General features: G+C 68.9%; 16 protein-coding genes. 10 read left to right on the top strand and 6 right to left on the bottom strand.

What is annotated here, in order from left to right; all coding sequences use genetic code 11:
- The first annotated feature begins 62 nt into the window (after positions 1-62).
- The 4 genes from TFC3_RS11565 to TFC3_RS11550 are packed head-to-tail and all read left to right on the top strand — an operon-like array spanning position 63 to position 4,031.
- Positions 63-1,163, top strand: a complete 1,101-nt coding sequence (locus TFC3_RS11565; RefSeq protein WP_067499077.1) for a glycosyltransferase — start codon at positions 63-65, stop codon at positions 1,161-1,163.
- Entirely contained in the window at positions 1,160-2,248 is a 1,089-nt protein-coding gene (locus TFC3_RS11560) for a glycosyltransferase (RefSeq protein ID WP_067499075.1), read from the top strand. Before TFC3_RS11565 ends, TFC3_RS11560 begins: the two co-directional genes overlap by 4 nt.
- The gene (locus TFC3_RS11555) at positions 2,239-3,219 is read left to right on the top strand and encodes a glycosyltransferase (RefSeq protein WP_082771984.1); all 981 of its coding nucleotides are present in this window, start codon (positions 2,239-2,241) and stop codon (positions 3,217-3,219) included. Before TFC3_RS11560 ends, TFC3_RS11555 begins: the two co-directional genes overlap by 10 nt.
- Positions 3,216-4,031 carry a glycosyltransferase family 2 protein gene (locus TFC3_RS11550; protein WP_067499074.1) on the top strand — a complete coding sequence of 272 codons (816 nt, stop codon included), beginning with the start codon at positions 3,216-3,218 and terminating at the stop codon, positions 4,029-4,031. Before TFC3_RS11555 ends, TFC3_RS11550 begins: the two co-directional genes overlap by 4 nt.
- On the opposite strand, the gene TFC3_RS11545 is transcribed toward TFC3_RS11550, so the two are convergent.
- A complete protein-coding gene (locus TFC3_RS11545) occupies positions 4,018-5,874 on the bottom strand; it encodes a PQQ-binding-like beta-propeller repeat protein (RefSeq protein WP_161952579.1) in 1,857 nt (618 codons plus the stop codon). The genes TFC3_RS11550 and TFC3_RS11545 overlap by 14 nt on opposite strands.
- A 162-nt stretch (positions 5,875-6,036) precedes the next feature.
- Entirely contained in the window at positions 6,037-6,732 is a 696-nt protein-coding gene (locus TFC3_RS11540; protein WP_082771982.1) for a transcriptional regulator, read from the bottom strand.
- Positions 6,733-6,882: 150 nt separating this feature from the next.
- Here TFC3_RS11540 and TFC3_RS11535 point away from each other — a divergent pair, with 150 nt between their 5' ends.
- Genes TFC3_RS11535 through TFC3_RS11515 form a run of 5 tightly spaced genes read left to right on the top strand, consistent with a single transcriptional unit; the run spans position 6,883 to position 10,976 of the window.
- Positions 6,883-7,848, top strand: coding sequence for an ABC transporter substrate-binding protein (locus TFC3_RS11535; protein ID WP_067499070.1), 966 nt, complete (start codon positions 6,883-6,885; stop codon positions 7,846-7,848).
- Complete coding sequence (locus TFC3_RS11530; RefSeq protein ID WP_067499069.1) at positions 7,848-8,753, top strand: amino acid ABC transporter permease; 906 nt, start codon at positions 7,848-7,850, stop codon at positions 8,751-8,753. The genes TFC3_RS11535 and TFC3_RS11530 overlap by 1 nt, the downstream gene beginning before the upstream one ends.
- Positions 8,750-9,523, top strand: coding sequence for an amino acid ABC transporter ATP-binding protein (locus TFC3_RS11525; RefSeq protein ID WP_236718077.1), 774 nt, complete (start codon positions 8,750-8,752; stop codon positions 9,521-9,523). The genes TFC3_RS11530 and TFC3_RS11525 overlap by 4 nt, the downstream gene beginning before the upstream one ends.
- The gene (locus TFC3_RS11520; protein WP_067499067.1) at positions 9,520-10,596 is read left to right on the top strand and encodes an aminotransferase class V-fold PLP-dependent enzyme; all 1,077 of its coding nucleotides are present in this window, start codon (positions 9,520-9,522) and stop codon (positions 10,594-10,596) included. The genes TFC3_RS11525 and TFC3_RS11520 overlap by 4 nt, the downstream gene beginning before the upstream one ends.
- Positions 10,593-10,976 carry a Rid family detoxifying hydrolase gene (locus TFC3_RS11515; RefSeq protein WP_067499065.1) on the top strand — a complete coding sequence of 128 codons (384 nt, stop codon included), beginning with the start codon at positions 10,593-10,595 and terminating at the stop codon, positions 10,974-10,976. The genes TFC3_RS11520 and TFC3_RS11515 overlap by 4 nt, the downstream gene beginning before the upstream one ends.
- Positions 10,977-11,243: 267 nt before the next feature.
- Here TFC3_RS11515 and TFC3_RS11510 read toward each other — a convergent pair whose 3' ends face one another.
- Both TFC3_RS11510 and TFC3_RS11505 read right to left on the bottom strand, forming a co-directional pair.
- On the bottom strand, positions 11,244-14,768 hold the full coding sequence (locus tag TFC3_RS11510) for an AAA domain-containing protein (RefSeq protein WP_067499063.1): 3,525 nt from the start codon (positions 14,766-14,768) through the stop codon (positions 11,244-11,246).
- A complete protein-coding gene (locus TFC3_RS11505) occupies positions 14,768-15,148 on the bottom strand; it encodes a hypothetical protein (RefSeq protein WP_067499062.1) in 381 nt (126 codons plus the stop codon). The genes TFC3_RS11510 and TFC3_RS11505 overlap by 1 nt, the downstream gene beginning before the upstream one ends.
- A 512-nt stretch (positions 15,149-15,660) precedes the next feature.
- On the opposite strand from TFC3_RS11505, the gene TFC3_RS11500 reads away from it, so the two are divergent.
- Positions 15,661-17,055, top strand: coding sequence for a hypothetical protein (locus TFC3_RS11500; RefSeq protein WP_153040193.1), 1,395 nt, complete (start codon positions 15,661-15,663; stop codon positions 17,053-17,055).
- Positions 17,056-17,154: 99 nt separating this feature from the next.
- On the opposite strand, the gene TFC3_RS11495 is transcribed toward TFC3_RS11500, so the two are convergent.
- Together TFC3_RS11495 and TFC3_RS11490 are read right to left on the bottom strand one after the other, a co-directional pair.
- Entirely contained in the window at positions 17,155-18,096 is a 942-nt protein-coding gene (locus TFC3_RS11495) for a glycoside hydrolase family 16 protein (protein WP_153040192.1), read from the bottom strand.
- A gap of 190 nt (positions 18,097-18,286) precedes the next feature.
- Complete coding sequence (locus tag TFC3_RS11490; RefSeq protein WP_082771981.1) at positions 18,287-19,333, bottom strand: LacI family DNA-binding transcriptional regulator; 1,047 nt, start codon at positions 19,331-19,333, stop codon at positions 18,287-18,289.
- Position 19,334 lies beyond the last annotated feature (1 nt).

Here is a 19,334-nt window from a genome sequence, read left to right as displayed (position 1 = left end):
ACAAGATTCTTTGCGGGGCGACAAGGGAACAACGGGGCCTCACCGACCCCGAGGACGCCACGATGACGCTTACCGCACCCGTCGTACCCGATGTCAGAGTGGCTTCGATCCCGGCTGGTCACCCGTACGTCCGCAATGTCCTGTCGCGGTCCGGGGTGGCTCTTTTGCCCGATCCCGTGCCGCCGGGGGCCTCGGATGGCCGTTGGTGGCCGCCGGTCATGTGCGACGCCGCCTGGGTGAGCGCGAACGCGGACCGCTTCGACCTGATGCATCTGCACTTCGGCACCGAGTCGTTCCCGATCGGGCACCTCCGCTCGCTCGTGCAGGCCTTGCGCGCCTTGCAACGCCCGCTGGTCTACACCGTGCACGACCTGGAGAACCCGCAGCTAGTCGATCAGGCACCGCACCGCGAGCACCTCGACGTGCTCATCCGGGCCGCCGACGCGTTGATCACCCTGACGCCGGGCGCGGCTGCCACGATCGAAGACCGCTGGGGGCGTCCGGCCGACGTCATCCCCCACCCGCACGTGCTGCCCCTGGACGCCCCGGCCCCGGCCGGAACACCGTCGCAGGCGTACGTCCTCGGCGTGCACCTGCGCGACCTGCGCCCCGGCACCGACGCCGTGCGGGCCGCCGAGACCCTGCTCGACGCCGTCGACCGGCTCCGGGCGCTGGGCATCGCCGCGACCGGTCGCGTGCACGTCAACGAACGGGTCCGCGACGAGGCCGCCCGTGACCGGGTCACCGCCCTGATCGCCGGGCACCCCGGCGCCGAGCTGCGCCGCACCGAACGGCTCGACGACGAAGCCCTGGCCCAGTCGATCGCCGACCTCGACGTGGCCGTGCTGCCGTACCGCACCGGCACGCACTCCGGCTGGGCTGAGCTGTGCTGGGATCTCGGGGTCCCGGTCGCCGGCCCGCCCGTCGGGTACGCGCGGGAACAGCATCCCGACGACTTCGCGCTCTTCGCCGCCGGGGACGGCGCCGCGCTCGCCGGTGGCGTACGGCGGCTGCTCGCCGCGGGAGCCCGCCCCGGTTCGGCCGCTCGCCTGGCGCGCCTGGCCGAGCGGCGCGGACAGCGCATCGCCCAGGCCTCGGCGATCACAGCCGCCCACAGCGGCGTGTACGAGCGGGTGCTGAGCCGGACGGAGCAGGCTGGATGAAAACGATCGCTGTCATCGCCCCGCTGCGTCACCCCATCCGGGAACCCCACGCGGGTGGTCTGGAAGCCATGGTGTGGGACCGCGTCCGGATGCTGCGCGCCCGCGGGCACCGGGTGCTGCTGTGCGCCGTGGAGGGCTCGCAGTTCCAGGAGGACGGGCCCGCCGAGTTCCGCCTGCCGGCCGTGGTCTGGCCCGACGAGCGCGACGCCACCGACTCCACCTTCCCGCCCGGTCACCTCGAGCGGGCCCTGCCTGCCCTGGAGCGGGCGCTCGACTTCATCCAGCAACACGCCGACACCATCGACCTGGTCGACAACCACAGCCTGCACCCGCAGCCGCTCACCCGGGCCGCGGGGCTCGGCGTGCCAGTGGTGACCACGCTGCACACCCCGCCGCTGCCCCGGCTCGTCGCCGCGGCCCGTTCGGCCGCGCACCCCGGGCGGCTGTTCGCGGTCAGCGCCTACACGGCCGCCGAATGGCGTGAGCACGGCGTCAACGCGCTGGTGATGCCCAACGCCATCGACGCCGACCGCTGGCGGCTGGGCCCCGGCGGGCAGGACCTGGTCTGGTTCGGGCGCATCGTGCCGGAGAAGGGCGTGCATCTGGCCGTACAGGCGGCGCGGCTGACCGGCCGGACACTGCGCATCGCCGGCCGCGTCGGAGACATCGGGTACTTCCAGGAGCACATTCGCCCGTTCCTCGGCCACGGCGTCACCTACCTCGGGCCGCTCGGCCAGCCGGCGCTGGCCGATCTCGTCGGGGGCAGCGCCTGCGCCCTGGTCACGCCGCTGTGGGAGGAGCCGTTCGGGCTGGTGGTCGCGGAGGCGCTGGCGACGGGTACGCCCGTCGCCGCGTTCGACGCCGGCGGCATCGGCGAGGTCGCGGGCTCCGCGTCGGCGGTGCGGCTGGTCCCGATGGGTGACGCCGATGCTCTGGCGGTCGCGGCCGAGCAGCTCGCGAGCACCCGCGGTACGCATCACCGGCTGCACACCCGCGCCGCGGCTCTGGCCCGTTTCTCTCTGGAGCAGCGAGCCGTTGAGCTGGAGACGGTATTCGATCGGGCGGGAGCCGGCGCATGGGTCTGACCGGCTGGTACATCCATCACCACGGCGCAGGACATCGGACCCGTTTTTCCGCGGTACGTCCCCACCTGAGCGGCAAGGTCGTGGTCTTCAGCTCCCTGGCCGCACCTGCCACGCTGCCACCGGAGACAACCTGGGTTCGCCTCGACCCCGACAATGACCGCCCGCCCGGTGCGCCCGACCCGGCTGGCATGGACCCTACCGCCGGCGGGCTGCTGCACTGGGCGCCGCTCGGGCACGCCGGGCATGCACGCCGGTTCGCCGCCATCGCCGGCGCCCTCGGCGATCGGCGCTTCGACCGCTTCGTCGTGGACGTGTCGGTCGAGGTGGCGCTGCTCGTACGCCTGCTCGGGGTGCCCACGGTCGTCGTCACCCAGCCCGGCGACCGCAGCGACACCTCGCACAAGCTGGCGTACGCGTCCGCGTCGCGTGTCCTCGCCCCCTGGCCCACCGGCGTGCACCCCTCGCCCGCGGCGCACCGGATCGTGGAGGTCGGCGGCATCTCCCGCTTCGACGGCCGTACCCGCTCGCTGCCCTGCGAGCCCGGTACCGTGCTCGTCCTCGGCGGCGGCGTCGCCGAGCATGATCTCGCCGCCGCGGCGTCGGCCACCCCGGGCTCGCGCTGGCAGCATGCGGGCGCGTCGGCGACCACCTGGGTCGAGGACCCGTGGGAGGCCTTGCAGCGCGCCGAGGTCATCGTGTCCGCCGCCGGGCAGAACAGCGTCGCCGACCTCGCCGCCGCCGGCGCCCGAGCCGTCGTCGTGCCGCAGCCGCGCCCCTTCGACGAGCAGGCCACCACCGGGCGCATCCTCGCCGACCGTGACCTCGCCGTCGTCGCCCCGGCCTGGCCGGACCCGGAATCCTGGCCGGCGCTGCTCGACCGGGCCCGCGCCCTGCAACCCGACTGGACCCAGTGGAATGTCACCGGCGCCGCCCGCCGCGCCGCCGACGCGATCGCCGAGGTGCGCGCATGACCGCCGTCATCACGCTGTGCTCCGCGGCGCGGCTCGACCACGTACGCCGCCAGCAGCGGTTGCTGGCCGCACAGCCCGTCCACCGGGTCCTGGTCTGGCTCGACCCCGAGCCGCCGCCCCCGGTCGCCGAATTCGCCGGCGCAGAGCTGGTGCACGTCCCGCCCGGCCCGGCGGGTCTGCGCCTCGCCGCCGGCCGCAACCACGGTGCCGCAGCCGCCGACGCCGACCTGCTAATTTTCCTCGACGCCGACTGCCTGCCCGGCCCGGACCTGCTCGACCGCTACGGTTGCGCGGCGCGGGCGCACCCGGATGGTGTGCTGTGCGGCCCGGTCACCTACCTGCCCGAGGGTGTGCTCCCCGAGGACGCCGCCTCGTTACCGTCGCTGACGTCCCCGCACGCGGCCCGCCGCGCCCCGCCCGCCGGCTCCACTGTCGTCGCCGGCCCCGACGACTACCGCCTGTTCTGGTCCCTGTCGTTCGCCGTGACGGCTGCCACCTGGGACACCCTGGGCGGCTTCTTCGAGGGCTACGAGGGCTACGGCGGCGAGGACACCGACCTGGCGTGGACCGCCCGTACCGCCGGCATTCCGCTGGTCTGGGTCGGCGGCGCGCACGCCTACCACCAGTACCACCCGACCTTGTCCCCGCCCTGGCAGCACCTCGACGACATCCTTCGCAACGGCCGTCTCTTCGCCAGCCGCTGGGGTTTCTGGCCCATGCAAGGCTGGCTCGACGCCTTCGCCGCAGCCGGCGCCATCGAACTCACCCTGTCCGGCTGGCAACGGCGAAGCCCCAGCATCACAGCGGGGTGATCGTGATGCTGCCGTCGAGGCGGCCGATCGCGAAGGCGCCCGTCCCAGCGACGGTGGCAGCGCACGCGGCCCGCGGTACGTCCCCGAGGTGCTGGCCGGTGAGCACGTCCCAGCACCGCAGCACCTCGTCGCGGCCCACTGCGATCACCTGCCCGGGCACCACACCCTCAAGGCTCAAAGCCGGTCCAGCCTCTCCCCCCGCCACCAACTGATCACCGACCGGCTCGCCGGTGACCGCGTCCCACCGGCGCACCACACCGTCATCGTCAACCGCGCTCAGCAGCACCCGGCCGCCCGCGATCGGATAAAACGCCAGCCGCATCACCCACCACTTGCCGACGGTGAGCGGCTCACCGATCTGGTGCCCGGTGACCGCGTTCCAGCGCAGGATCCGCCGGTCCTCGCCGCCGGCCGCGGCCATCACGGTGCCATCGGCCAGCGTGGTCACGGCCACCGCGAGCACCTGCGATCGCAGGCCCCGCAACGGTTCGCGCAGGGTTTCGCCGGTCGCCGCGTCGATCAGGTTGACCAGTCCTTCGCTGCTCGTCCCGGCGAAGAACACCTGCCCGTCCGGTAGCTGCCCGGCAGCGACCGCGGTCATGCCGTAGTGATCCGGCTCCTCATCGAGCGGCTCCTCGACCGTGCCACCAAAGACGTCACACCGCAGCAAACCCTCGTCAGTGCCGGTAGCCACCATCAAACGCCCGTCGGGCAGCCAGGCCGCGGCAAGCCCGTCGCCGCCCGGCAGCGATCCGGGAGCGGCTTGCACCGGTTTCCCGGTCGTGGCGTCCCAGGCCCGCAGTCCGTCCCGGCCGCTCGACACAACGACCGGGCGGTCGCCCGGCACTGCGATCAGCTCGGCGACCCGGGCGGGATGCCCGGCCAGGTCCTCGCCAACCGGCCGGCCCTCGATGGTCCACCGGCGCAGCAGGCCGTTCTCTCCACCGGTGACGAACAGCCAGCCCTGCGCCGACGGTGCCACCGCCAACTCAGAGGCCAGGGAGACCGGCACGGTCAGCGGCTCCGCGACCGGCTGGTCCCGGGTCAGGTCCCACAGCCACGGCACCCCCGCCTGATCGGCGCAGAGCAACACACGCCCGTCCGGGGTGACGGCCAAGCCCGTGTCGACCAAGCCGAGCCCGGCCCGCCGCACCGGCGCACCGGCCGGCTTACCGGTCGCCACGTCCCAGCGATGGAGAGAGCCCTTCCACTCCTGGCCGATCAGCAGGCCGGCATCACCGGCAACAGCGAAGCCAATCACCGGGCGCTGCGGCCCGTCGAGCGGTGACCCGATCAGCTCCCCACTTGCCGCGTCCCACCGGCACACCAGCCCGTCCTCGCCAGCGGACACGACGACCGCGCGACCGTCGCGCAGCCGCGTCGCGGTCAGCGCCAGCACCTTGCCGGTGTGCGCTGTCCAAGGGCGGCCGGCGGGCTTGCCTGTCACGGCGTCCCACTGGTGCAGCTTGCCGCCGACGCCCGCCGCAACCACAAGCTCGTCGATCAACGCGACCGGCCCGAGACCGCCTCGTGGCAGCCATTCCGCGCCGGGTGGACGCAGCCGCTCCCCCACCTCCTCGCCGGTAGCCAGGTCGAAGCGGCGGATCGCCGTGGTGTCCGCACACACCACCAGCCGCCCGCCGGCCACGCCGAGGAAGGTGACGGGCACCGTCTCACAGGGCGCGCGGAAGCCGGCCGGGAGACCCGAGGTCGCGTCCCACGAGCGGATCAGATCGTCGCCGCCAGCGGTCAGGATCAGGCCCTGGCCGTCCGGCGTGGAGGTTCCGGCGACGGCCCGCACGGGTGAGTGGTGGGCCATGGGGATGCGAACAACGCCGGGCATGAGGCCTCCAAGTAGACGGTCCAGCGCACCATAATGGCGTGTAAGGACTGCCGGGCCACTGGCCTCCCGTCCGCTGGCTGCGGCGTGCTCGATGCCCTGGCACATCCGTCTACGGCGATGCGCGTTGCCGTCCTACCGGAGCGCACCCCGGTGGCACCGCCGCTAGGACCGGACCTGTTTGAGATAGCGGTACAGCGTCGGCTCCGACACGTGCAGCGTCTCGGCGGCCCGGGAGACGGCGCCCTTGAGCAGGAAGACGCCGGCGCGGTCGAGTTCGCGCAGGATCTGCAGCTTCTCGTCGGTGTTCATCCGGTGCGCGGGCACGCCTTGCGACTGCACGACGCGGTTGATGCCGTCGAGGGTCAGCTCGTCCGCGCTGACGCTCAGCCGCTCGGCGATCGCGCCCCGGCTCGGCGGCTCCTGCCGCGTCGTGGTGGTTGCGGTGATCGTGCCGAGCAGCTCCCAGGCCTTGAGCAGCGGCTCGTCGTCCACATTGACGCAGAGCATCCCGACGACCTCGCCGGCGGTGTCGCGAATGAAGTACGTCGACGAGCGGAACCGTCCCCCCGAGGTCGACTCCGCTGCGTAGTTGGCGAGGTAATCGTCGTTGGAATGCGCTCGGTTTTGCTGCACTTTGAGAACAAGGTCTGTCGCCGGGCCACCCACGTCGCGTCCACTGATGTGACCGTTGGTGACGGCGACGATGGAGCGGGAAAGGTCGCTCAGGTCGTGCAGGACGATCTCGGCGCGGGGCCCGAGCACGTCGGCGAGGAAAGCCATGAAGCGCAGATAGGGCGCGAATTCCGGACGTAGGTCACGAGTCTCGTCGACAACTGTCCTCGACTGCACGGGGGTCATGGCACCTTTCCAGGAGGTCACTCGCTGTGAATTGTTGTGAGTTGATCACGACTATAGACCTGAGACGAATCTCTTGGCATGATAATTCTCTCTCACGGTGATCTTGACGTTCCGTGACCACGAACTTCTGCCAGGAAGGCTTCACCCCTCATGCGTTCTTTGCGTAGCTTGCCGGTACGGGTCGCCGTCGCCGGGCTCACGGCCACCCTGGCACTCACCGCCTGCGGCGGCCCGTCCGCTCCGCAGCCCGGCGACGCGGCCGGCGGAGCCAGCGGCGGCACGTCGTCAACCGTCCCGGACACCTCGGCCCTGCTCTCCGCCGTCAGCAAGGACGACGCGCTCGCCAGCAAGGTTCCGGCCGAACTGACCAGCGCCGGCGTGCTGAAGGTCGGCTCGTACGTGCAGTCGGCACCCAACAACTTCTACGCCGCCGACGGCAGCACCGTGATCGGCTCCGACCACGACCTGATCACCGCGGTCGCCGCCAAGCTCGGGCTGCGCACCGAGTACCAGAACCAGGACTTCGGCGCGCTGATCACCAGCCTCCAGTCGTCGCGGGTGGACGTGACCATCGCGGCCATGAACGACACCGCCGAGCGGCAGAAGGCCGTCGACTTCGTCGACTACCTGACCTCCGGCATCACCATCATGGTCAAGAAGGGCAACCCGGCCGGCATCACGGGCCCCGACACCCTCTGCGGCAAGAAGATCGCCGTGGTCACCGGCACCAGCCAGCAGGAGTTCGCCGAGAAGACCAGCACCGGCTGCCAGGCGGGCGGCAAGCCGGCGCTGGCCATCACGGTCACCGACAGCGACAGCCAGAACCAGACCCAGCTGCGCACCGGCCGGATCGAGGCGATCGTGAACGACCTGCCGAGCGCCGTCTACATCTCCAAGACCACCCAGAACGGCGAGGCCTTCGAGGTCGTGCCGGGTGACGTGATCGACGGCGCCCCGTACGGCATCGGCGTGAACAAGACCAAGCCGCAACTGCGGGACGCGATCGCCGGGGCGCTCGACGCGCTGATCAAGGACGGCACGTACGGCAAGATCCTGGACGCGTGGGGCATCACCTCCGGCAGCCTGAGCAAGGCCACCGTCAACGGCGGCAAGTGATGACCCAGGACCTGCTGCCGCAAGTGCGGCTGCGGCACTGGGGCCGCTGGATCAGCGGCGTACTCATCGTGCTGGTGCTCCTGGCGCTGAGCTGGGGCGCCGCACACGGCGACATCTCGTACCGCGACATTCCGTACTACCTGTGGTCGCCGATCATCCTCAAGGGCCTGGTCGGCACGATCGTCCTGGCCGTCGTCGCTCAGGGCGTGGCCATCGTGATCGGCATTCTGATCGCGCTCATGCGGATCTCGCACAACCCGGTGGCACGCGTCTTCGCCGGCGCGTACACCTGGTTGTTCCGGGGCCTGCCGGTGCTGTTGCAGATCCTGCTCTGGTACAACCTGGCGCTGATCTACCCGCGGCTGACGCTCGGGGTGCCGTTCACCGATCTGAAGGTCCTCGACGTCGAGACCAACGCGGTCATGACGACCTTCGTGGCCGCGTTCCTCGGTCTGGCGCTGAACGAGAGCGCCTACATGGCGGAGATCGTGCGGGCCGGGCTCAAGAGCGTCGACAAGGGCCAGATCGAGGCCGCGCAGTCGATCGGTGAGACCCCCGCCCAGCGGCTGCGGCGCATCGTGCTGCCGCAGGCGATGCGGGTGATCATTCCGCCGACGGGCAACGACTTCATCAACATGCTCAAGGGTACGGCGATGGCGTCGGTGATCGGCTATGTGGAGCTGATCCGCGCCGCGAACAACATCTCGTCCTTCAACCTGCAGGTGATGGAAACCCTGATCGCCGCGGCGATCTGGTACATGGTCATCGTCACCGTGGCGAGCGTCGGGCAGTACTACCTGGAACGCGGGTTCGACCGGCAGGATCGCCGCACCGGCCCCGCATCGCTGAGGCGCAGGATCGCGCTGAACCTCGGCCGGCCGCCGATGGTGAGGAGTCCGCAGTGAACGACTCGGGTCTGGTCCTGGACGCCCGCAAGATCACCAAGGCGTACGGCGACCACGTCGTACTCAACGAGGTGTCCCTGCAGGTGAGCACCGGCGAGGTCGTCTGCATCATCGGCCCGTCCGGTGCCGGCAAGTCGACCTTCCTGCGTACCCTCAATCATTTGGAAAAGCCGGACAGCGGCGAGGTGTGGGTCGACGGCGAGCCGATGGGCTTCCGCCTGCGCGACGGCAAGCTGTACGAACTCAGCGAGCGTAAGGTCTCGGCCCAGCGCGCCAAAACCGCCATGGTGTTCCAGCACTTCAACCTTTTCCCGCACCTCACCGTGCTGGACAACGTGATGGAAGGCCCGGTACGAGTGCAGCGCCGGCCCGCCGCCACGGTGCGCGCCGAGGCCCTGGAGGTGCTGGCCCGCGTCGGCCTGTCGGAGAAGGCGCGGGCATACCCGGGTCAGCTCTCCGGCGGTCAGCGCCAGCGCGTCGCCATCGCCCGCGCCGTCGCCATGAAACCGTTGTTCCTGCTCTTCGACGAGCCCACCTCGGCACTCGACCCGGAGCTGGTCGGCGAGGTCCTCACCGTCATGTCCGACCTGGCCGCCCAGGGCATGACGATGCTCGTGGTGACCCACGAGATCCAATTCGCTCGCGAGGTCGCCGACCGGGTCGTGTTCATGGCCGACGCCGGCATCGTCGAGCAGGGCCCGGTCGAGCAGGTCCTGGTCGCGCCGCAGGAGGCGCGCACCCGCCAGTTCCTCAAGCGGGTGCTGGAGTGAGCGACTACCTCACGTCGTTCGAGGAGCCGCTGGGCTACCTGAACTTCGCGAGCTACGGCCCGCCCTCGCGGGCCGTGCTGCGAAGCGTCACCGAGGCTGTTGAGGGCTCGGTGACCGGTGTCTCCAGCGCCGTGCTGCACGCGGCCGATCGGCGCGCCCTGGCAGCCGTCTCCCGCCTGACCGGCTTCGCGCTGCCGGCCTGCACCCTGGCCACCAGCACCTCGGCGGGCCTGCAGCAGATCGCCTTCGGCATGCCCGGCGGCGAGGTTCTGGTCAGCAGCGGCGAGTTCCCGTCCAACCTGTACCCCTGGTGGCGGGCGCAGGAGGCCGGGCTGCTGCGGGTGAAACAGATCGACAGCACCGAGATGACCCCGGCGGTCGTGGCCGACGACCTCACCCCCGCCACGACCGCGGTGGCGCTCAGCGCCGTCGACTTTCGCACCGGCTACCGCGCCGACCTGACCGCCCTGCGCAAGGTGGTCGGCGACCGCCTGCTGATCGTCGACGCGATCCAGGGCTTCGGCGTCCTCGACCAGGACTGGACGCAGGCGGACGTGCTGGTGGCCGGCGGCCAGAAATGGCTGCGCGCCGGCTGGGGCACCGGTTTCCTCACGCTCTCGCCACGCGCCCTCGACCGCCTGCGCCCGGTCCTGGGTAGCTGGACCGGCGTTGAGGACCCGACCGGTTACGACGGCCGGCCGCACCCGGTGCTGGAGGGCGCCGGCCGGCTCTCGGTCACCAACCTGTCGCCGTACTCCTCGGCCGCTCTGGGCACCGCCCTGGAAGACCTGGAAGGCTTCGGCGTCGCCACGGTCGAGGCCCGCATCCAGGAGCGGGTCGACGCGCTGATCGCGGCCCTGTCCTCGCCGGTACTCTCCCCCGTGGACGCGCGTCAACGGGCCGGCATCGTCGTCGTACGCGTCGCCGATGCCCAGCAGGCTCTCAGCCGCCTGCAGGACGCCGGCATCACCGCCACCGCCCACGGCAACGAGCGCATCCGCCTGAGCGTCCACGCGACGACTGATCCCGCCGTCTTCCCCCTCGTCGGCACCATCCTCGGAGGCATTTCGTGACCACAACCGTCAACACCGCCGAGGCGCCCGCCGCCATCGGCCCGTACGCCCAGGCCGTCAAGGCCAACGGCTTCGTCTTCGTCTCCGGCCAGCTACCCATCGACCCGGCGACCGGCGAGTTCGCCGGCCCCGACGTACGCGACGAGGCCCGGCAATCCCTGCGTAACGCGGCGGCGATCCTCACCGAGGCGGGTGCCTCCATCGACACCGTCGTCAAAACCACCGTCCTGCTGACCGACATTGACGACTTCGCAGCCGTCAACGAGGTCTACGCCTCAGTCTTCACCGGCAAGTCCCTCCCGGCCCGCGCTGCCTACGCGGTCAAGGCGCTACCCAAGGGCGCCCGGGTCGAGATCGAGATGATCGCCGTAACCGCGTAATTGCCAGCTTCCCGGGCAGCACCGGCACTCAGTCATCCCCGCGGTGGTAATCGTGCCGGTCACGAAATGCGAGGCGGTCCGGCGGCCGCAACCGCGATCCGGACCGCCTCGTCGTGAACATGCACGCCGTCTTCGACGATCTCGCACGTGACAGCCGGGTGGCCAGGAAACTCGTGGTGACGTGAGCCGCGGGTAGTGCCGTGCCGCCGGTGGCGCGCAACCGCCCGCCGGTTCCGGTGGCAGGAATCAAGCCCTCGGCATCAGCAGCTACCCCACTGCGGCGAGCAGCTCATCAGCCACCAGATCGGCCTCAGCCGTGCACCGCCAAGCCGGTACGCGATGACCTCCGGCGATGTCAAGCCGAGCGAGGACCTTCCGGAAAGCACGGCCGTCAGCATCACCATCCGGGTCGTCAACCAGAACCGGCAGTTCGAGTTCCGCGCCACGCACCACAAGGTCGAACAGCTGCCCCTGCACCGTCACGTTGCGCTGGACGTGGGCGCCCCGGCGGCGCAGCGCGGCGTGCAACAGATCAGCCGCCGGCGTCTCACGGTCGCGCACCTCCGTGCGAGCGCCACCCTCGATCGCAATCGTGGACAGCATTCCCCGTTGCGCCGACCACCATGATTGGTCGCCCACAACGATCAGCTGCGACTTGGCCCGGGTGATCGCGACGTTCCACAGGTTCATCTGGTGGATCAGCCAGTCTCGCGTACGGTCACGAATTCCGTGAGCGCCGACCGGTGAGACGACCATGATGTCGCGCTCGCTGCCCTGGAACCGGTGAATAGTCGCACAGAACAGCTCGCCATTCAGCAAGCCGGCCCTGTGCAACGCGCGCTCCAATTCCCGCTGCTGGCGCGCTAGAGGCGTCACCACGCCGATGCGGACATCAGGGAATTGATGACGAAGCTCGGCCACCTGCTGCACGACCTCGGCAACCTCCAGGAGGTTGACACCTGACCCGGCGAGGCCGTGCTCGAAAGCGCCGCTGACATGGCGCCACCGCAGCGGATGCTCAGCGGGTGCGGCCAACCGGCTCGGATCGGTGAGCACAGTGAGCCGGCGCTGATAGACCTCACGGTTGGACGGTTCCACGATGTCCGGGTGGCATCGGTAGTGCTCGTCGAGCAGGAAAGCCTGTCCGGCCGCGTCGGCGAAAGCGTCGTAAGTCGAATGCCGCGTGAAAGTCAGGTGCCGGGCTTTGAGCCACCGTCGGGACAGTCCGGCTTGGCCCTGCTGCTCGTTGTCCTCCCCCTCCGACAAAGTGATGACCGGCTGCAGCTGACGCGGGTCACCGATAATGAGCGCGCGCTTGGCCCGGAAGAGCATCGGAAGGATCGCCGGGATGGTGCATTGCGCCGCCTCGTCGATAACCACCAGGTCGAACATGGCTGGATCGGGCTTGAACTGACGGGCGGACATCGCGGTGACGGCCCATCCGGGCAACGTTTCCAGCAACTGCGGGAAGCAGGCGTACCGATCGGGACGGTCTTTGGAAAGCTCGTCGACCCGTTTCTGCAGCACCTCCGATCCGGTTGTTGTCCTCCGGGAAATTTGGGCGCGGAGCAGTTCCACACTGTGCGCGGGGCGCTCTGATCCGGTCAGCGTGGTGAGCCGATCCCAGCAGCCGTCATCGCTGGGTAGCGCGGAGCGTCGTGCACGCCATTGCGCTTCGATCTGTGCATGCCAGGCCAGCTCTGTAATGGCGGTGCGGTTCACACCGTGCCGGCGACGGAGTAGCCAGCGATACCACCAACCGATGAGTTTGCTGTGCAGGGCGCGTTCGGTAAGTGCAAGGAGCCGGTGAAGTTCCTCGTCGTTCGCCGGCAACTCCAAACTGCCTGGCTTGGCCGTACGTTCCAGAGCGAGATCGGCCAGATCGCGTTCGACAAGTCGTACGTCATCAAGGGTGTTGCGAATTTCGGTGACCTCTTCGGCGACGAGCCGGAGTTCCGCGGCGGGCGTCTGTTCATCAGGTAGACGCTGAGGGCCGGAGGACAACAATTCCGTCAGTACCTCAGGTTCGGTTGCCCGGATCCTCTTGTTGCCGGTCCGCATGAGCAATCCGGAACCGACCAGCTCGAAGGCCTTGTTCGATACCGAGGTGACGGCCTGATTACCGGTGGATCCGATCAGCACCTTTTCGCCAGCCGCCGTTGCTGTCGCCAGCAACGCTGTCACCAGCTGACTCTTACCCGTTCCAGGCGGTCCTTGAGCAACGGTGAGCCGCCGCATCATTGCCGCCGTGATGATCTCTTCTTGTGCCTCATTCAGGCGATCCGGTGCGACGATGCGAACAGGGCGATCGAGCGTCTTCGTCGACTTTTCGGCCAGCGATCCCAGCGCCGTACCCCTGATCGCGGTTGGATTCCTGATGAGCACTTCCAGATCCTGGAGCAATTCACGCTGCGGCCCGCCGGCATCGTCGGCGGAATACAGCACCGCAACGTTCTGCACCCGGTCGATCGGCGCAGGCCGCAGAATGCCGGCCAGATCGGTGGGGTCGATGGTGCCGAGAGGTCCCAGCCCGAAAGTCTTCATCAACAGATCGGTAGTGGCCAGAACAGAGGCGGGATCCCCGGGTACGAACATCTGGGCGACTCGCTCGGTAAGTTGTTCCACCTCCAAGTCAGACAGCTTGCGAAGGTCGGCGACGGCGAGATTGGGTCTCGGCGGAAAGGCTGCATGCAGTTCACCGGTCGGGCTCACCTCGACATCGCACACCAGGAGCGGCGCATAGACCGGACGATCCTGCGGCTTCACTACGGCCACGGCGTAGCCGTACACCAGGCTCTTGCCGTCCGTTCGCGCCTGATGCGCAACCCTCGCGACCTGATCGGTCAGCTGGACCCGTGCTGTTGCCTTGGCCGCATAAACCTGCTCCGCGCCCCCGTTGAAAACCGCGTACGTTTCTTGGCGTGCCGGATTGATCAACGCCTGCAGCACTGCCGATCTCCGCAAACAGCCTACATAGTAACGAAGAAGCCGCCGCCATTGATCCGCGTCGAATGCCGCCTCATCATCACCGGTTCGAGGAACAGCGGCCTCGACCTCATTCTTGTCGTCTCCGATGAGGACCAGTTGAGCCGGTTCGGTGACACCTTCGCTCGACTCGACCGGCTTGGGCATCCGTTTGCGAGCCATTTCGGTCATGACGTACCGGGACAGCTCACTGGTGGTCAGCCAGCCGCCCTCCCCCGGTTCTGCCGCACCCCGCAGACCCTCGAGCAACGTTTCGGTGAAGACGGAGGGCTGGTCCGGGCCCTGCGCTTTGGACGCCTCGCGGTAGGTGCTGGACGTGAGGACAAAAGTGCCAAGCTCGCGTCGCCCGCGGCGGGGCTCAACCCGCATACCGCCGCTGATTCGCGCGCGAGTGCTGAACGCACCGGAATAGCAGCAGTCCAGCAGAACAACCTTGCTGGAGGCGCTGGTGTGATTGAGAAGCAGCCGGAGCTGTCCATCGGTGTCGAGCGCCGTTGCCGCCAAGTTCGTGGTGACAGTGTCGGTGGCGGCCAAGAACACGGACTGCCGGTCGTCATGCCGAATGCCGTGCCCGGAGTAGTAAAGCAGGGCGGTATCAGTTCCCCGTCGTGCGGCATAGAAGTCCTCGACGGCCTGGACAAGTGCCTGTTGGGGAAGATCCAGGAGGGCAATAACGTCGTCGAACTGGCCCGCTTCGTCCAGGACGGCTTTGAGTTGGTGCACATCCTGCCGGACCGAGGGAAGGTCTGCCAGTTGCTTGTCCGCGTGATAAGTCGAGGTCCCCAGCAAAAGCGCGTAACGGCCCATCAGCGCTGCGACCGCTCGATGGCGGTCTGCACCGTACGGATCAACTCCGCGGTTTCGGCCCGGCTGGGCTGGTCAATGGTCAGCTCGACGTCCGCCACTTTGAGATGAACCCGGCGGCCCGCGTTCCGCCGGAGAAAGGCGGCCAGTAGCTCCACGACACTTTGCACGATTGCGGGGTCCGTTCCAGCCACCAGTGCCAGTGCGCCGGTAGCAACCTCGACGGCTCCTTTACTTCCCGGCAGCGGCGGACCGGCTGACAGAAATGACACCTCGCCGAGCTCACGCAGATCGTCGGCGAGTTCATCGGTGAGCCGATCGACTTGGAAGTCATCCTCTCCCGGCCGGCTCGTGAAATCGACCTGGAACTTGGCCTCCGACATGCAGTCTCCTCGCTCGGCAACAACGAACTAACCTAAAAGGAATGCCGCGCGCACAACAGAGCACTGTCGGATAGCAGACCATTGAGTCACGCAGTGGGTAGGTAGCGGCCCTGACCGAGTACCTGCTAGTGGTCCGCCCCCATCTGAAAGCCGTCAAGCACCATGGAGCACCGCGAGCTGTTCGAGCGAGCGCTGCGCAGGCTGGCGCACGGCCCGCTGGTCCATAAGGCTGAAGGATTCTCGGTTCCGGGCCCAGACATCCATGACACCGGCGTGCTGTTCGTCCGGCCCAAGCGGCGAATGGTGCGCAGGTTCCAGAGACTACTAAACGACCGGCTCGTCAATGAGGGTTTTGGACCTTGCGGGTCTATCCGCCAGCCACAGCTTCGGCTTTGGGGACAGCGGGAGGGGCACAATGAATCAAATACGGCTAATGTCCGATGGGTCAATTCCACACTCGACTTTCCGATAGGATCTTGCGGCGGCAATGCGCCACACCTGGAGGAGGCAACGTGTACGTACGCAGATGGGGCTCAGCTGTTCTGGCCCTCGCTCTGGCCATGGGGGGTACGTTGGCGGTCACTGGAACCGCCCAGGCTGCTACGACGACCAGCACCATCGAGGACACCGTCCAGGGCACCGGCCTCGGACAGGTCCAGTTCTCCGGCGACTGGGGCTACTGCGGTGACAACTGCGTCAAGGCGACCACCGACAACAGCTTCCGCTGGACGGAGAACGTCGGCTCGTCGGCGACCATCCGCTTCACCGGCAACAAGATCAGCCTGTACGGGATGAAGGAGCCCTGGGCGTACATCGCCACCGCGAAGATCGACGGTGGCGCGGCGGCCGACGTCGACTACTACGCTCCCGCGGTCTCCGCGACGACCGTGCCGGTGTGGACGTCCCCCGCGCTGGCTCAGGGGACGCACACCCTGGTGCTCACCATGACCAACCGGCACAACAGCGCCTCCAGCGGTGGGCAGGCGATCACGCTGGACCGCGCCGTGGTCACCTCGGACACCGGCAGCACCAGCCCGCACGCGTCCGGGCTGCCCTGGTCCGACGGCGGCTACTTCATGCACGACCCGGCCCAGGCCACCGCGTTCGCCTCGTGGCGGGGCCGGCCGGTGGACAACGTGCTGGCGTTCACCGACCGCAGCACCTGGGAGAACCAGCTCAACCCGTGGTGGGGTGACACGGTGCCCAGCACGTTCAACGCGACCCGCGACGACTTCATCCTCGGGGTGCCGTTGTGGACCGACGACCAAAACTATGGCACCGACGCCCAGTGGACCCAGCTGGCTCAGGAGATCGCGGCCGTCGACCCGAACGGCTACGTGCGGCTGGGCTGGGAGATGAACTGCTGCTTCTCCTTCGCCGAGGACGCCACCACCTGGCGCAACCAGTACACCCGGGCCGCGCGGCTGATCCGGGCGGCGGCGCCGGGGCTGAAGCTCGTGTTCAACCCGAACGAGGGCGCCAGCAAGGACCAACTTGTGGCCGACCCGTCCACCCTGTACGTCGCCGGCCTGGTCGATGTCATCGCCATCGACGCGTACGACTGGTACCCGGCCTACAACTCGGCTGCGAACGCCAACCTGCACTTCACGCAGACGTACGGCTGGAACTGGTGGTACAACTTCGCCCGTTCGAAGGGCCTGCCGTTCGCGATCGGCGAGTTCAGCGTGGCCACCGGCTCCTCGGCTTCGGGTGGCGACAACCCGGCGTACTTCACCTACGTCTACGACTGGTTGAAGGCGAAGAACACCGCCGCACCGGGTTCCATTGCGTTCGTTTCGCTGTTCAACGAGAGCGAACGATATTGCACCTGCAACGTCTACCCCACCACGGCGAACCCGAAGGCCGCGGCGCGCTACAAGAGCATCATCACCTCCCTGGCTAGCTGAAAGCTGCGATGACACCGTGCGGGGCCTGCCCGGCCCCGCACGGCTCGGGGAAGTGTCAGGGACGCCGGTTGAGCGACGATGGAGGCATCGGACGGACGCTCAGACGCCGGCCGTGTTCACGTAGTACTGGCCGGCGTTGCGGTAGCCGGTGACCTGCTGCACGGCCTGGGCCTGGGTCAGCACCTGGTTGGGAGCGAAGAAGACGTAGTCGACCGACTCGTTCCAGACGCTGACTCGGCCCGCGCAGCAGTGCCCGGTCAGGTTCTGGATCCACTGGTTGAAGTCGATCGACATCCCGCGCCGCGGGTAGTATGCGCCGCTGTGGTCGGCGAGCAGGGTGCCGTCGGCGTAGTACTTCACGTGGCCGCCGGAGATGGTGGCCATGATGGTGTGCCACCCGTCGAAGCTGCGGTTCTCGTCCTTCTCGACGAAGTCGCGGCAGCTACCACCGCCGGCCCAACTGGTCTGCGAGTTGAAAGTGGCAGTGCCGCCGTAGCCGCCGTTGGGCAGGTATTCGCTGAAGTCGGCCTCGCTGTAGGACGGGTCGCAGGTCGAGACCGACGAGATCGCAAAGAACGTTTGCACGACGTGGTCGCCGTTCGGTCCACTGACCGGCTTGTCGGCGAACTTGATGCGGGCGACGTACGTGCCGGCCAGCGCGTTCTCGGCGGACCGGCTGATCTCGGAGTTGACCGTGCCGGCGGCGCTGCCGTCGGTGGTGGTCTTGAGCTGCAGCACCTGGTTGCCGTCGACGGTGGGGAAGGAGATGTTGCCGGACGACCAGGACGCGCCGCTCACGCCGGGCCCGCCGCCGCCATTGCGCAGCGTCCAGCCGTGCGAGCGCAGGTTCGCGTCGCTCGCCGAGCTGTAGCGGAAGTCGTCGAACAGTGCGGGTCCGGCAGCCGCCGCGGCCGGGGTGGTGGCGGCGTCGGCCTGTCCGAGCACGACCGTGGTCAGGCCCGCGGCCAGCAGCGGAACGCCGGCCAGGATGCTCAGGCGGCGGGCTCGGCGGCGCTTTCGGGTGGTTGGTGCGAGGTGCATTGCCATCTGCCTCTCGTGAGGTGCGGGCCCGCTGAGGGGCCACGCAGCGGGGAACGCCTTGTCGCGCCGGGATGGCGAACGCTTCGGGGGGTCGGCGCGAGCACGGCGTGCGGACAGCTTCTTCTGTAATCGTTTGCACGTCAAGCCCGTGACGAACTTCGATCCCGGAACGGACGTGGACCGAGGTGCGTCAGGGCACCGTGACCGGTGACGGCGCGGTCGTCGCGCGCACCACCAGATGGGTCGGGATGGTCATCCGGCGGGCTTGGGAGCCGCCGGACACGGCGTGCAACAGCATGTCGACGGCCGCGGAGCCGGCCTCGGCGGCGCCGCCGGAGATCGTGGTCAGCGGCGGATCGGTGCTGATCGCGAGCGTGTCGTCGCAGCCCACGACGCTGAACTGCTCGGGGACCGAGTAGCCGCGGCGGCGCAGGCCGGCCAGCACGCCGTGAGCAATCACGTCGTCGAACGCGATCGCCGCGGTGATCGGCGTAGCCGTCAGGGCCTCGACCGCGTCGTAGCCGGCCTGGAAGGCCGGGCGGCCCAACTCGACCACTCGCAGTTGCAGGCCGAGGCGCAGGCACGCGGCGCGGGCTGCCGTGCGCCGCTGCTGGTCGGCCCACGAGTCGGTGGGGCCGGCGAGGTAGGCGATGAGCTCGTGCCCGAGGTCCTTGAGGTGCTGCACCGCCTCGTGGATGCCCCGGCTCGAGTCGATCAGCACCTGCGACACCGACGCGACGTCCCGGTTGATCAGCACGGTCGGCCGGACGCGCGACTGCTCGACGATCGTTGGCTTGTCGAGGCGGGTGCCGGCCAGGATGAACCCCTCCACCTGGCCGGTGAAGCGGGTCAGCAGGGTCCGCTCCCGGTCGGCGTTCTCGTCCGAGTCGCCGAGGAACACCGCGTAACCCAACTGGCCGGCCCGGTCCTGCACGGCTCGCAGCAGGGACGGGAAGAACGGGTTGGCGATGTCGGGGACCACGACCGCAATGTTGCGGAACCGGCCGGTCTTCAGCGCTCGCGCAGCCTCGTTGCCGACGTAGCCGAGCCTGGCGGCGATCGAGCGGACCCGTTCGACCGTCTCGGGGCTGAGCAGCTCGGGTCGGGAGAACGCACGCGAGACCGTCGCCCGGGACACACCAGCCGCGCCGGCAACGTGACCGAGCGTGACGTCGGTGGCCGGACGACCGGACGGCACCCGGGTCTTGGACGGCCGCGAAGGGTCCTGCTGACTCATG

It is taken from the genome of Actinoplanes sp. TFC3 (assembly GCF_001553785.1).
Taxonomy (GTDB): Bacteria; Actinomycetota; Actinomycetes; order Mycobacteriales; family Micromonosporaceae; genus Actinoplanes.
Note: the sequence above shows the minus strand (reverse complement) of the source record. Positions and strands in the feature narration are given on the sequence as shown.

Bases quoted from the DNA above. Each gene is read 5' to 3' on its own strand.
- TFC3_RS11560 (WP_067499075.1), top strand. From the start codon at position 1,160: ATGAAAACGATCGCTGTCATCGCCCCGCTGCGTCACCCCATCCGGGAA.
- TFC3_RS11510 (WP_067499063.1), bottom strand. From the start codon at position 14,768: ATGGGCCGTTACGCGCTTTTGCTGGGGACCTCGACTTATCACGCGGAC.
- TFC3_RS11495 (WP_153040192.1), bottom strand. From the start codon at position 18,096: ATGCACCTCGCACCAACCACCCGAAAGCGCCGCCGAGCCCGCCGCCTG.
- TFC3_RS11505 (WP_067499062.1), bottom strand. From the start codon at position 15,148: ATGTCGGAGGCCAAGTTCCAGGTCGATTTCACGAGCCGGCCGGGAGAG.
- TFC3_RS11565 (WP_067499077.1), top strand. From the start codon at position 63: ATGACGCTTACCGCACCCGTCGTACCCGATGTCAGAGTGGCTTCGATC.
- TFC3_RS11535 (WP_067499070.1), top strand. From the start codon at position 6,883: ATGCGTTCTTTGCGTAGCTTGCCGGTACGGGTCGCCGTCGCCGGGCTC.
- TFC3_RS11530 (WP_067499069.1), top strand. From the start codon at position 7,848: ATGACCCAGGACCTGCTGCCGCAAGTGCGGCTGCGGCACTGGGGCCGC.
- TFC3_RS11550 (WP_067499074.1), top strand. From the start codon at position 3,216: ATGACCGCCGTCATCACGCTGTGCTCCGCGGCGCGGCTCGACCACGTA.
- TFC3_RS11555 (WP_082771984.1), top strand. From the start codon at position 2,239: ATGGGTCTGACCGGCTGGTACATCCATCACCACGGCGCAGGACATCGG.
- TFC3_RS11545 (WP_161952579.1), bottom strand. From the start codon at position 5,874: ATGCCCGGCGTTGTTCGCATCCCCATGGCCCACCACTCACCCGTGCGG.
- TFC3_RS11490 (WP_082771981.1), bottom strand. From the start codon at position 19,333: ATGAGTCAGCAGGACCCTTCGCGGCCGTCCAAGACCCGGGTGCCGTCC.
- TFC3_RS11540 (WP_082771982.1), bottom strand. From the start codon at position 6,732: ATGACCCCCGTGCAGTCGAGGACAGTTGTCGACGAGACTCGTGACCTA.